Source organism: Streptomyces lomondensis (assembly GCF_014651035.1).
In the GTDB taxonomy this organism is placed as follows: domain Bacteria; phylum Actinomycetota; class Actinomycetes; order Streptomycetales; family Streptomycetaceae; genus Streptomyces; species Streptomyces lomondensis.
The window spans coordinates 36358-48380 of sequence record NZ_BMWC01000012.1 but is presented as its reverse complement, the minus strand read 5'-3'; the positions used below and the strand labels follow the sequence as shown (position 1 = coordinate 48380).

Genomic DNA, 12023 nt, shown 5'->3' with positions numbered 1-12023 from the left:
ATGAGAAGCCCCGACCGACCCGATCGGATCGGGGCTTCTCGCCTGCTCCCAGTCACCTGCCAGGACAGCCGACTTCGGGCATCGAGCGGCGGAGTTGACGAGAGCGACCAGTCGGGTGGTGTCCCGGTCGTGTGACGAGGCGAACCGATGTGCGTGCTCGGCCAGCCGCTCCCCGAGCCAGGCTGCGGCTTCCTTTGCCTCCTCCCAGGTGCCACGAACCAGGGAACGGGGCTTGATGAGCCAGTACGCCGTTTCGATGGGCGGCAGATCAGAGGTGGGGAACTCGGCTGCCACCTCGCGATACCGCTGGATCTGTTCAGGCTTGCTTCCAGCCGGCGGCGGCTCAGGATGCGGAGGCCGACGCAACCAGTAATCCCCGCTGAACGTCGATGAAAGAGGGGCCGGTCCCGGCTCCACGAGGAACCGGGACCGGTGGGGGAGGGGAAGGGCCAGGCGCTCAGGCCGAATCGCGCCAGGTCGATGCCGGCCGCCGTCAGCTCCGCCGTGTTGAACCGCAGCGGCTGCGCGTCCGGCCGCTTGCTGTCACCCAGGGCCCACGCGTCCTCGCCGATCCGGGCCAGGGTCACGCACCCCTCCGTGCAAGGGCCGCCGCACGGCTTCACGAAGGAGGCCCCGTTTTAGGGGGAGAGGCAGCCGTAAGACTCAGTGACTGGGGCGGTCATCGGCCGCAGGTGTCGCTGCACTCGCTCACTCAGTGCGCTTCCCTCTGATGCCTGCGCATCCTCACGTTGGCGTCGGACACAGCGCTGTAGTCAATTCTCGAACGGGCGTTGTCCCGGGCTACCGAGAAGGACAGGCAGATAGAGCAACCAGGTTTGGGCGACGGCTCAGCGTGCGGCTCCGACGAGCACGTCCCTACCGTGGTCCGGCTCTCAGGACCGGAAGTTCTCTCTTCGCTCTCCATGGCGCCATCTTCGACGGGTTCGGGGATGCGGCTCTAGTCTGTTTCCTGTTCCCGCAAGAACTCGTCGCGGATTCCCTCGACCAGGCGTCGCATGTCGTCACCGGACAGCGCCACCCGTTCGAAGCCGTGGAATTTATCGACGTAGATACCTACGTCCCTGGGGTCCGTCACGACTACCTCAGCGTGGATGGTCTCGACCGTGACCATTCGGTCGTCGCGGATGACGAAGGCATGGTTCGCAATATCGTGCTGCTGAATCCCGAGCGGGACTATCCGGATGTCCACATGAGAGAGGCGGGAAATGGAGAGGATGCGGTCAAGCTGTGCTGCCATCATCTGCGACGGGACAATGCGCCACCGTAGGACCGGTTCAGTGATGATGAACCGCAGCGACTTGGTGTTGTCGTAGAGAACCGCCTGGCGTTCGAGCCTGCCGCTGATCGTTCGGGTGAGAGAGTCTGCACTGAGATTATGCCGCTGGAGGACGGCTCGGATGTACTCCGGCGTCTGAAGCAACCCCGGCACCAGCGCCGGTTGGAACAGCCGCAACATGGACATCTGCGCTTCAAGGGCCTTGGCCGCTTGCTGGCCTTTGTGGACCCCGATGCGCTTGAGAAGCCGCCATGCCGTCGCTTCCGTGGCCGACGCGCGGGCGACCTCGCTGTACTCGGCCTTGACCTCGTCCGAGACGCCGATGGCGGTCAGGATGCGCTCTACATCTGCCGCGCTTGCCGCGAGTTTCCCGTTTTCGATCTTGGACAGCTTGGACGGAGACATGAGGGCGCTGCGGGCCACTGCTTTGGCCTCCTTGCCGGAGGTCACCCGCAGGGCCCGCAGCGCAGCCCCGAGTTGCGCTCTGTTCACGCCCCGTACTTGGCCCACCATTCGGTGAACGGCTCGGCGTGGGCGAGTGCCGCGTCACGGTGCCCGACGAATTCTGCCGTTCGTTCCGGCGGTAGAACTTGCGAACCCAGGTACTTTCCCGCGCCGTCGTAGGTCATCACGGCTGCGGACTCGGAGTCGAAGAGCCAGAAGTCAGGCACGTTCTCCAAGGGGTTCGGCCTGTCAGTGATGTCCAGAATGAAGAACTCCTCTCCCCCCGACATGTTCTTCTGGTAACCCCACCCGAGTTCAAACCTGAGATAGTCCGTGAGCGGGCGACGCAGAATGTGAACCCGATAGATCCGTTTCCCTTTACCGGTGTGGGAGCGAAGTTCCTCGACCCAGCCCGCGTTATAGTCGTCCGGCTGTGGTTCCCCCGCCAGGAACGCGTAATAGGCGCCGATGTTCCCGGACTTGCTGTAGTCGTCGAGGGTTTCCAGCCGGAACGCCTCACGCTCGAACGTACCGAAGAGGTCCTGGAGTGTCCTAGATGAGGTCGTCACGGATGGCCTTCTGGATCAGTTCCATCGGGATCTCTACCAGGGTTTCGTGAGCAGGGATCTGTAGCCCGCGGCCGGTCGGAGTCTCGCCCTGAATCAGCAGGGTGCCGCGATCGGTCGCGTAGATCGTCGGACATTCCGTGACATCACACGTGCTGACCAGCTTGGTGACCTTCATAGTCCGGGTTCCCCTCTTCCGTGGTGCCGTCAGTTCCCCGCATCTGGAGCTGATGCTCCCGAGGCCGCGGTGCGCGGGTCAAGCGATCACGCTTGACGGAACGGGAAACCGCGTAACCTGCCCGGAGGCTGGGCCACCTCTCCCGCCGGCCGGGGAGCCTGCCACCAGTGCCGGGCCCACCTGAGCAGACTGCTGGCGATCACGAGCGGCGAGACAGTCACGCTGGAGGTTGTGGGTCAGGTGAGCTTGTAGGTCTCGTGCGGCACCGCGAGGTCCCAGACGGTCTCGAAAGCATCCGCGCACAGCTTCACGACGACCGGATCGTCAGTGAACTCCTCGTCGTCAGGCGCAAGTTCGCCATCGCCGGCGAAGTGGTGGAAGACAACCGAGCTGTCGTCGAAGAGCCAGAAGTCGTTGCCGGGCAGGGCCAGGCCTGATGCGCGACGGCGGGGCAGCCAGCGCACTTGCTCGCCTGCCTCCACGTTGGGGCCGGTCAGGTGGTGCTCGAACCGGATGTAGTCCGACACGGGCTCCGACACGATCCGGGCCCTGCGCACGTCAACCCCTTGGGCCACGAGGTCGGCGACGAGCCGTAGCCATGGCCGACGCAGCGGGTCGCTGTCGGCGGGATCGCGACGGACACCGTTCTGCCAGGCGACGAACCGAGCGTCGGAGCGCATGTACTCGTCGCGCATCTCCAGATGGACGGCGGAACGGGTGCAGCGCCGTAGCCGGTCCTCAAGTTTCGGCACCGCCAACGTTCTTCACCTCCGGGACGAAGTGCATCCTGCGCTTCAGGGGATTACCGCTTCGCGGGCGCCGTGAGTGAGAGGAAGCCCGCCCAAGCAGTGGGCCGGAGCGTGAGGCGGGGGCTGGCCGGGTGCTTGGAGTCGCGGATGTGAACGGCGGTGGGGGTGGTGGCTATCTCGACGCAGTTCGAGGCGTCGGGGCTGTAAGTGGACTTCTGCCAGTGGAGTTCGGACATGATTCCCTCAGACGGTCTGGACGATGCGGTGGATCAGGTCACGTGACTCTGCGGGTTTGAGGGCGTTCGCCTCCATGCGGTCGAGTACGAGACGGTACTTGTCCAACTGGGCCTCGGCGTCCAGGAACTCGCACCCGTGATGGGTGTCCAGCTGAACAGTGTCCAGCTGAGGAACCGGCCCGACCAGATAGTCGACGGACTGTCCTGTGCCAGGAAAGGAGCCCTTGCCGAACGGGATAACCCTCACGGTGACGTGGTCCAGCTCGCTCATGTCCAGGAGGTGCTGGAGCTGAGCGCGCACGGTTGCGGGGCCGCCGTACCCCATGTGCAGAGCGCACTCATGGATCACGGCCGTGTACGGGGGCGGGTCCTCACGGTGGAGGATTCCCTGCCGCTTGATCCGGTGGCTGACGCGGTGCTCGATCTCGTACTGCCGCAGTGCGGGCACCGCCTCCCTGAAGAGGGCGCGGGCGTGGTCGGTGGTCTGGAGCAGGGCGGGGATGTGAATAACCAGGGCAACGCGCAGGGCTGCCGCGTGGTGTTCCAGTTCGGCGAGGTCGATGAGCCCTACCGGCAGATGGTCGCGGTAGCTGTCCCACCAGCCGCGCGTCTGGCGTTGCGCCATCGCGGCAAGTGCGTCCACGAGGCGCGGGTCTCCGCAGTCGTAGGCGCGTGCGAGTGAGCGGACGCGGTCGGCACTGAGGGGGCTGCGCCCTGTCTCGATCATGCTGACCCGACCTTGGTTGACGCCGAGCCTCGCGGCCGCGCCGGTGGCCGTCAGCCCCGCGCGCTCGCGAAGCTTGCGCAGTTCAGCACCTAGGCGCCGTTGTCGCAGGGTGGGCGTGCTGGCGGATGGCAAGGGGCCTCCTCTCCGGCAGCGGCGCGGCGCTCAGGTACCTCACACGAGGTAATCGCTGGTGCACTTCTCGACGTTTACTGAGAAGTATCTCAACGCTGCGCTAGCGTAGCGCCACACAGCCCAACTCCCCGCACCTGTAAGCCAGAAGCGACCTCTGGAGGTCTCCATGCGCACCGTACCGTTCCTAAAGACCGAGCGGGAGTGAGTCCTGTTGCCAGAACCCGTGCTCAGCCGGACGCCCCGAACGGTGTTGGGCATCCTGGTCCCCCGCGTTCGCTCCGCATCCGGTGCGCACGGATCGTGTCCGTGGTCCGGGAATGCGGGGGCGGGTTTCCTCACGCCCCGGGGCGCCCGGTCCGGCCTGGGCGGTCCGATGCCCGCACCCATCGCTCTGGTGGGTGCGGGGCGGTGCCGTCCGTCGCCGGATCGGGTGCCCGAGGGCGCGCCTTCCGATCGCCACCGCGGCGGCATCATGCCGGGTGGTGGCGCGTTTGTTGCTGGTGAGGGGTTTCTGCCAGTGCTGGGCGCCCCACTTTGAGGTGTAGGCCGGGTCGACGGCCACGATGGTGATGCCGAGTTCGGCTGCCATCGACACCAGCCGTGCCCTCAGCTTGGACACGGGCATGCCGGAGATCAGCTTGCGGAACCGCTTCCGTCTGCCGTGCTTCTCCCGGGTCGTCTCCGCCTGGAAGTCCAGATCCTCGATCGCGATACTCAGGCCGTGACGCTTGGCCCAGTGCAGCAGGCAGATCAGTGCGTGCCGTACCTGGGCGTCGCGGTAGGTGGCGGGTCCGTCGAGGTCGAAGAAGAACCGGCGCGGGTCGCCGACGGGGTTGCCGTGTTCGTCCAGGCGCCATGCCGCGAGGTGATCGGCGTTGGTATCGACGCCGATCACCCCGCCGGCACGGGCCTGAGCCAGCGCAACGGTCAGAGTCGGCGGGATGGTCCACGAGGCGGTGATGTACCAGCGGTTCCGGTCGGTGTCGAGGTGGATGCGGTAGGCCACGGCCCGGTTCGTCGCCACACGGTCGGCCCACTGCGCGCTCCGGTGGTGGAAGGCGACGGTGCCGGTGAGGACGTACCGGCCGTGCCGGGCGTTCGCCAGATGTGCCAGCGGCGTGGGGAGCTTGATGCTGACCTCACCGTCCGGCGCGATGCGGATCGTCTCGTTCCCGAACCGCTTCCCGCTCTCCCCGTCGGCCTGGAGGAACCAGCGCGACGCTTCCCACCGCTGGCGCCATGCGGCCTCGGTGAGCTGCGCCTGGTCGAGGTGGTGACGGTTGCGCGCCAGGTGCTTCCCGCCTCGTACCACGCGCACCCGCCCGGCTTCGCGGTCGGCACGCTCGGCGGCGAGCCGGTCTTCCAGAAGGTGCAGGCGACGTGTCTTGGCGAACCACTCCTGCCGGCTCCGGTAGCCGCCCGGCGCCCGCTTGGTGCCCTTCTCACCCACCGGCAACGACAACCGGTGCGCGATCATGCGCACCCCGGCTTCCAGGCCCTGGATGTGGGCGAGTTGCGCACGCCGCGACAGCGCCCACTGATCATGCGTCGCCTTGGTGATACTGCCTGCCCACCGCGAGGAGGACTCCCCGCTCAGAGCGCGCTTGCGCTGCGCCCATGTGTCCGTGGAGTGCTCCAGCCCCTCGGCGCAGCGCTGCTTCAGGTCGCGGGAGGCCAGCGACCCCAGATGCGCGCCGACCAGCCTCAGTACCTCCTCGTCCCTCACGGTGAGGCCCTTGAGCCGGGTACGGATCGCCACCCCGGACGGGCCTAGGACGACGAACGGCGCCGAAAGCCCACGCGGCACACTCACCCCGACCCCCCTTACCCACACCCCGGGCACGCCTGTCACCCACCCAACGACCCCACCCGTGAAAAGGTCACGCATTCGATCCGGGAACTCCCGTTCCCTCCCCGCAAAACGGCGCACGCCGCAACCGGATACTCACTTACGCACGCCAGAACGCGCTCATACGCACTCAACCAGCAACAGCTCGCAACCCCCGCCCCACACCTGGTCGTACGCCCTCCGCCTCCCCCGCGACCCCGCGCGGCACGCGTCGCACGTATGACCGTACGGTCCGTGCTGGACAGCCACGGCAGGCATGAAGTCCTCGACGCCGTCGAGCTGTGACGTCCGAGATGGTCACCAACGCCTACCTGCACACCGACGGCCCCGCCTCGCTCCGCCTGACCGCGCTCGCCGACGGACGTCTGCGTGTCGGGGTCTGGGACAGTCATCCCCGCGTTCCCGCACCCTTTGGACGGTCGCCCCACGACCGCGTGCCGCTCGCTCCGGTGGGCGCCGACGGGGGGCGTGGACTGAGGCTCGTGCAGGAGTACGCCGACTGCTGGGGTGGCGTAGCGCTCGGCGACGGTCCGCTCGACCGTCGTGCCGGGAAGCTGCTCTGGTTCGAGACGGGCAGGTGAGCCTCCCCGGCTCCGTCCGCAGAGGTCAGTCCTCGAAGCCCTCCGCCGCCCTCTTCTCCCGCAGTTCCATGATCGCGCGGCGGCGGGCCAGGCGGTGGGTGCGGCGGATCTGGGCCTCCTGGTAGCGGCGCTTGTCACGCTCGGTCTCCGGGAGGACCGGGGGGACCCGGCGCGGCTTGCCGTCGGCGTCGACGGCCGCGAAGACGAGGTAGGCGGAGCCGACCTGCGTGGGCGGCGCGGACTCGTTCCAGCGTTCGGCCAGGACCCGGACGCCGACCTCCATGGACGTCCGGCCGGTCCAGTTGACCTGTGCCTTGACGTGGACGAGGTCGCCGACGCGGACCGGCTCCAGGAACGCCATCTCGTCCATGGACGCGGTGACGGCCGGCCCGCCGGAGTGCCGCCCGGCCACGGCACCCGCCGCGTCGTCCACCAGCTTCATGATCACGCCGCCGTGCACGGTCCCCAGAAGGTTCGTGTCGTTGTGGGTCATGATGTGGCTGAGGGTGGTGCGGGACGCCGAAGTCGGCTTGCCCGGGATATCCGGAGTGCCGGAATCCGCAGCTGGGGCCTGGTCTGTCATGGCCCCTACCTTATGCCGAGGCGGCATGAGGGGGTTTTGTGTCAGCTTCGCCACAGCCGTGCTCTGATTTTCCGACGACTCTTGTATGGCGTACTACGGGGACCTGCACACTGGGGCGCATGAACAATTGGCCCGAGGGATGGTCCGACGACAACCGCGGCAGCCGGTACGGACGCGGAAGCGCGAGCGCGCAGCCCGAGAGCGCCCGTGTCATGCGGCAGGTCCGCCGCGGCCCGGCGCCGTCGCCCGGGCAGGCCGGATACGGCGGTGCCCCGCCGTACAGCGGCGGAGTACCGCAGCAGCCGTCCTACGTGGACGGCCAGGGCTACGACGCCCCGCCCGGCGCCTACGACAGCGGCTACAACACCGGTCAGGTCTACGGCTCCCCCGGCGGGAGAGGCCCCGGCGGACCGGGCGGCGGCACGTACGAGCCGCGTCCCGCGCCGAACTGGCGCCGCCGTATCAAGGTGACGGCCATCACGCTCGCGACGGTGCTGGTCGTGACGAGCGTCGCCACGTACTTCTGGGCCGACTCCAAGCTCAACCGCGACGTCGACCTGTCGAAGGTCATCGAGCGGCCGGAGGCGGGCGAGGGCACGAACTACCTGATCGTCGGCTCCGACAGCCGCGCGGGCATGTCGGCCGAGGAGAAGAAGAAGCTGCACACCGGGTCCGCCGAGGGCAAGCGCACGGACTCGATGATGATCCTGCACACCGGCAGCAACGGCCCGACGCTGATCTCGCTGCCGCGTGACTCGAACGTCACGATCCCGTCGTACAAGGGCTCGGACTCCGGCAAGCTCTACCCGGCCACGGGCCGCCAGGTGAAGCTGAACGCGGCGTACGCGGAGGACGGCCCGGAGTTGCTGGTCCGTACCGTCGAGGCCAACACGGGCCTGCACATCGACCACTACGTGGAGATCGGCTTCGGCGGCTTCGCGAACATCGTGGACGCGGTGGGCGGGGTCGAGATGGACATCCCGCGGGACATCAAGGACACCAAGTCGGGCGCGGACCTCAAGAAGGGCAAGCAGACCCTCAACGGCGAGCAGGCCCTCGCGTTCGTCCGCACCCGCTACGCGCTGGGATCCGACCTGGACCGTACGAAGAACCAGCAGAAGTTCCTCTCGGCCCTGGCCAACCAGGTCGCCACCCCGAGCACGATCATGAACCCGTTCAAGCTGTACCCGACGATGGGCGCGGGTCTGGACTCCCTCGTGGTCGACAAGGACATGGGCCTGTTCGACCTGGCGTCCATGTTCTGGGCGATGAAGGGCGTCAGCGGCGGCGAGGGCAAGTCGATGAACATGCCGATCGCGGGCAACGCCGCGAACGGCAACCTCCAGTGGGACACCGCGAAGGTGAAGACGCTGGTGAACGAGTTGAAGAACGACGAGAAGGTCACCGTCTCGGGCAACTGAGCGCGACGGCGGAAAGGGGGCACCCGGGCGGGTGCCCCCTTTTCTGTGAGGCGGTCCTCACATCGTGACGGCCGACATCTTGCGGCACATCTCGGCGCAGGTGCGACACGCCTCGGCGCAGCGCATCATCTGGGCGTCGTCCGGCATGGACATACACGCCTCGGCGCACATGTCACAGGCCCGGGCGCACATCGCGCACATCTCGGCCGAGAGCGGCGAGCGGCGCATCATCATGTCGGCACACAGGCGGGTCATCTCGGCACAGTCCATGACCGCGCGCATGACCTGCATCTGGGCCTGGCCGCCCATCTGCATGCAGGAGCTCATGGTCTCCTCGCACACGGTGTGGCAGGACATGCAGGCCTGGACGCAGTCCTGCATCTCCTTGCTCATCGGGGTGGCGGTGGCGGGCTGCTGGGTCATGATTCCTCCCGGGGACGGCGGGGGCCGGGGGTCGGTCCCCGTGCCCTTCCGTCCTACGCCTGTACGGCGCCGCCCGCCACGGGGCGGAACCAACCAATCCGCCAAGCGTGCGTCACGGTCTGTCGTCCCCCCGGGTCCGCCCCCTCACCTGCACGCCACCTCGTCCCCCCGCACCACCCCGAACTCGCCCTGCCCCGGATCCTCGGCCCGTACCTTGCGTACGCGCTCGAAGTCCGTGCCGGCGATCACCTTCAGGGTCGCGCCCAGGCCCTTGACCTGGCGGAGTTCGCTGCCCGGCAGGGCCGTCGCGAGGGACTTGGCCGAGCGGTCCCAGCGGGGGTCGTAGGCGACGATCGTGCGCCGCACGTCGCGGGTGGCGGCGTTCACCGGGGCCCGTGTCGTACGGAAGCCCGTCGACGCGAGCGCCGCGTCCACCCGGCGGCCGAGCCCGGGCGTGCGCGTGCCGTTCTCCACCTGGACGCGGATCTGCTGCGGGGCCACCGACACGATGCGGGCCGCGTCGCGCGGCCGGTGCACGGACAGCGGCTGGTCCTCGCGCAGGGCGTGGAAGAGGCGCTCCGCCTTCACGGGGTCCCACTTCAGCGTCGAGCCGACGCCCTTCACGGCGTATCCCATCCGCCCGATCGGGACGGTGGTGAACTCGGAGGAGGAGGGGGAGAAGTTCCGCATGGCCCGGCCCAGGTCCAGCATCTCGTCCGTGCCGAAGCCCTTGTCGGCCCGCACCGAGCCGAGCACCGCCCGGGTCACGTCCCGGAACTTCATCGGGTTCAGCAGGACCCCGGAGGAGGTGACGCGCTCCACGAGCGCCGCCAGGAAGCGCTGCTGCCGCTTCATCCGGCCCAGGTCGGACGCCCCGTCGATGTGGCGGGCGCGCACATACTGGAGCGCCTGCCCGCCCGCGAGGGTGTGCCGGCCGGCCGGGAGGTTTAGGCCGGTGTAGTTGTCCTTCAGGGGGTCGGCCGTGCAGATCTGAACACCGCCGACGACGTCCACGGTCTTCATGAAGCTGGTGAAGTCGACCTCCAGGTAGTGGTCGATCTTCACCTTGGTCATGCTCTCGACCGTCCGCACGGTCAGCTGCGGCCCGCCCTCCGCGTACGCGGCGTTCAGCTTGATCGGGTGGCCGCCGTGCCGCTTGCCCGTCGTGCGGTCGACGTGCGGGGGAATCACGGCGTACGAGTCGCGCGGCAGGCTCACCACGCTCGCCCGCTCCCGGTCCTCCGAGATGTGCACGATCATGATCGTGTCGGTGCAGCGGCAGGGCGCCCCGCCCAGCCGGTACTTCCGCCGCTCCGCCTTGCTGATCTTCTCGCGGCCGTCGGTGCCGACCAGCAGGACGTTCATGCCGTGGCCCGCCTGGGGCCGGTTCTTCATGTCCTTGAAGGCGTCGACCCGGGCGATGTCCGCGTCCAGGCTGGTCACGACCGCGTGCCCGATCCCGGCGGAGGCGAGGACCACCACGGACAGCGTGGTGACCGCCCGCATGCCCCAGCGCGGCCTGCGGCGCCGTGCTTGGGGTGCGGGCCGGCGCGGAGCGCGGCGGGGGGCGGGCGGCTGCGGGCGGCGCTGGGGGGCGGCGGTGGACCGAGGGGACCGCGGCGGCGTGGGCATGGGGACACCTCCGGACGACGGCCGTACGTGGGATCCGTGAAACCGTAGGCCGATACGATCTGCGGCCCGCGGTACCGCCCCCGCGGCGCGCACCGGTGTCCCCCGTTCGCGGTAACGTGAGCCCCCTATGAACGCCAATCCCGACGTGCGGCTCCCCGCCGTTTCCGTGATCATGCCCGTCCTCAATGAGGAACGGCATCTGCGGGGAGCAGTCCAAGCGATCCTCGCGCAGGAGTACGCCGGCGAGATGGAGGTCGTGATCGCCCTCGGTCCGTCCACGGACCGCACGGACGAGATCGCCGCCGAGCTCGTGGCCGAAGACCCGCGTGTGCACACCGTCCCGAACCCGACCGGCCGTACGCCCGCGGCGCTGAACGCCGCGATCAACGCCTCCCGGCACCCGATCGTGGTCCGCGTCGACGGCCACGGCATGCTCTCGCCGAACTACATCGCCACCGCCGTACGGCTCCTGGAGGAGACCGGCGCGCAGAACGTCGGCGGCATCATGCACGCCGAGGGCGAGAACGACTGGGAGCACGCCGTCGCCGCCGCGATGACCTCGAAGATCGGTGTGGGCAACGCCGCCTTCCACACGGGCGGGCAGGCGGGCCCGGCCGAGACCGTCTACCTCGGTGTGTTCCGGCGCGAGGCGCTGGAGCAGCAGGGCGGCTACAACGTGGAGTTCATCCGAGCCCAGGACTGGGAGCTGAACTTCCGGATCAGGGAGGCCGGGGGCCTCATCTGGTTCTCGCCCGAGCTGAAGGTGTCGTACCGGCCGCGGCCGAGCGTGCAGGCGCTGGCCAAGCAGTACAAGGACTACGGCCGCTGGCGGCACGTCGTCGCCCGCTACCACGAGGGCTCCATCAACCTGCGCTACCTCGCCCCGCCGACCGCCGTGTGCGCGATCGCGGCCGGGATCCTGGTGGGCGCGCTGTTGACGCCGTGGGGTTTCGTGGTGCCCGGCGGTTATCTCGCGGCGATCCTGCTCGGCTCGATCCCGGCGGGCAAGGGGCTGCCGCTGAAGGCGCGGCTCCAGATCCCCGTGGCGCTGGCCACGATGCACATGTCGTGGGGCTGGGGCTTCCTGACGAGTCCGCGGTCGCTGGCGAAGAAGGTCATCGCGTCCCGGCGTCCGGCGGTCCGCGCGGACGCCGACGCGGCCACCGGCTGACGTACGCCGCACGCGTACGGGCCCCTCCCGCTGC

General features: G+C 68.6%; 13 protein-coding genes and 2 pseudogenes. 3 read left to right on the top strand and 12 right to left on the bottom strand.

What is annotated here, in order from left to right:
- Positions 1–84 precede the first annotated feature (84 nt).
- The 9 genes and pseudogenes from IE255_RS39530 to IE255_RS31655 all read right to left on the bottom strand — a co-directional run.
- Positions 85–417 (bottom strand): annotated as a pseudogene (locus IE255_RS39530) (hypothetical protein); the annotation flags it as partial.
- A gap of 38 nt (positions 418–455) precedes the next feature.
- Positions 456–623, bottom strand: a pseudogene (locus IE255_RS39525) (DUF397 domain-containing protein); the annotation flags it as partial.
- A 335-nt stretch (positions 624–958) separates the two neighbouring features.
- Positions 959–1789: a helix-turn-helix domain-containing protein gene (locus IE255_RS31685; protein ID WP_229906677.1), complete on the bottom strand. Its 831-nt coding sequence runs from the start codon at positions 1787–1789 to the stop codon at positions 959–961.
- Positions 1786–2310, bottom strand: coding sequence for a DUF6879 family protein (locus IE255_RS31680; RefSeq protein ID WP_190053837.1), 525 nt, complete (start codon positions 2308–2310; stop codon positions 1786–1788). Before IE255_RS31680 ends, IE255_RS31685 begins: the two co-directional genes overlap by 4 nt.
- Positions 2294–2485: a hypothetical protein gene (locus IE255_RS31675; RefSeq protein ID WP_190053836.1), complete on the bottom strand. Its 192-nt coding sequence runs from the start codon at positions 2483–2485 to the stop codon at positions 2294–2296. Before IE255_RS31675 ends, IE255_RS31680 begins: the two co-directional genes overlap by 17 nt.
- 236 nt (positions 2486–2721) lie before the next feature.
- Positions 2722–3237, bottom strand: coding sequence for a DUF6879 family protein (locus IE255_RS31670; RefSeq protein WP_190054004.1), 516 nt, complete (start codon positions 3235–3237; stop codon positions 2722–2724).
- A gap of 50 nt (positions 3238–3287) precedes the next feature.
- Complete coding sequence (locus tag IE255_RS31665) at positions 3288–3470, bottom strand: DUF397 domain-containing protein (RefSeq protein WP_190053835.1); 183 nt, start codon at positions 3468–3470, stop codon at positions 3288–3290.
- 7 nt (positions 3471–3477) lie between these two features.
- Positions 3478–4329 (bottom strand): helix-turn-helix domain-containing protein, encoded by an 852-nt coding sequence (locus IE255_RS31660; RefSeq protein WP_190053834.1) that lies wholly within the window; start codon positions 4327–4329, stop codon positions 3478–3480.
- A gap of 184 nt (positions 4330–4513) precedes the next feature.
- Positions 4514–6142: a transposase gene (locus tag IE255_RS31655; RefSeq protein WP_190053833.1), complete on the bottom strand. Its 1629-nt coding sequence runs from the start codon at positions 6140–6142 to the stop codon at positions 4514–4516.
- A 317-nt stretch (positions 6143–6459) separates the two neighbouring features.
- Between IE255_RS31655 and IE255_RS31650 the strand changes: the two genes are divergently transcribed.
- Positions 6460–6759 carry an ATP-binding protein gene (locus IE255_RS31650; RefSeq protein WP_229906676.1) on the top strand — a complete coding sequence of 100 codons (300 nt, stop codon included), beginning with the start codon at positions 6460–6462 and terminating at the stop codon, positions 6757–6759.
- A 25-nt stretch (positions 6760–6784) separates the two neighbouring features.
- On the opposite strand, the gene IE255_RS31645 is transcribed toward IE255_RS31650, so the two are convergent.
- On the bottom strand, positions 6785–7369 hold the full coding sequence (locus tag IE255_RS31645; protein ID WP_078945458.1) for an acyl-CoA thioesterase: 585 nt from the start codon (positions 7367–7369) through the stop codon (positions 6785–6787).
- Positions 7370–7461: 92 nt separating this feature from the next.
- Between IE255_RS31645 and IE255_RS31640 the strand changes: the two genes are divergently transcribed.
- On the top strand, positions 7462–8763 hold the full coding sequence (locus IE255_RS31640; protein WP_190053832.1) for an LCP family protein: 1302 nt from the start codon (positions 7462–7464) through the stop codon (positions 8761–8763).
- A 57-nt stretch (positions 8764–8820) separates the two neighbouring features.
- Here IE255_RS31640 and IE255_RS31635 read toward each other — a convergent pair whose 3' ends face one another.
- Positions 8821–9186 (bottom strand): four-helix bundle copper-binding protein, encoded by a 366-nt coding sequence (locus tag IE255_RS31635; protein ID WP_190053831.1) that lies wholly within the window; start codon positions 9184–9186, stop codon positions 8821–8823.
- A 144-nt stretch (positions 9187–9330) separates the two neighbouring features.
- Positions 9331–10818 (bottom strand): LCP family protein, encoded by a 1488-nt coding sequence (locus IE255_RS31630; protein WP_190053830.1) that lies wholly within the window; start codon positions 10816–10818, stop codon positions 9331–9333.
- 127 nt (positions 10819–10945) lie between these two features.
- Here IE255_RS31630 and IE255_RS31625 point away from each other — a divergent pair, with 127 nt between their 5' ends.
- The gene (locus IE255_RS31625; protein ID WP_190053829.1) at positions 10946–11989 is read left to right on the top strand and encodes a glycosyltransferase family 2 protein; all 1044 of its coding nucleotides are present in this window, start codon (positions 10946–10948) and stop codon (positions 11987–11989) included.
- Positions 11990–12023 lie beyond the last annotated feature (34 nt).

Excerpts from the sequence above, each read along its gene's own strand:
- IE255_RS31640 (WP_190053832.1), top strand. The coding sequence starts at position 7,462 with ATGAACAATTGGCCCGAGGGATGGTCCGACGACAACCGCGGCAGCCGG.
- IE255_RS31665 (WP_190053835.1), bottom strand. The coding sequence starts at position 3,470 with ATGTCCGAACTCCACTGGCAGAAGTCCACTTACAGCCCCGACGCCTCG.
- IE255_RS31635 (WP_190053831.1), bottom strand. The coding sequence starts at position 9,186 with ATGACCCAGCAGCCCGCCACCGCCACCCCGATGAGCAAGGAGATGCAG.
- IE255_RS31675 (WP_190053836.1), bottom strand. The coding sequence starts at position 2,485 with ATGAAGGTCACCAAGCTGGTCAGCACGTGTGATGTCACGGAATGTCCG.
- IE255_RS31645 (WP_078945458.1), bottom strand. The coding sequence starts at position 7,369 with ATGCCGCCTCGGCATAAGGTAGGGGCCATGACAGACCAGGCCCCAGCT.
- IE255_RS31625 (WP_190053829.1), top strand. The coding sequence starts at position 10,946 with ATGAACGCCAATCCCGACGTGCGGCTCCCCGCCGTTTCCGTGATCATG.
- IE255_RS31630 (WP_190053830.1), bottom strand. The coding sequence starts at position 10,818 with ATGCCCACGCCGCCGCGGTCCCCTCGGTCCACCGCCGCCCCCCAGCGC.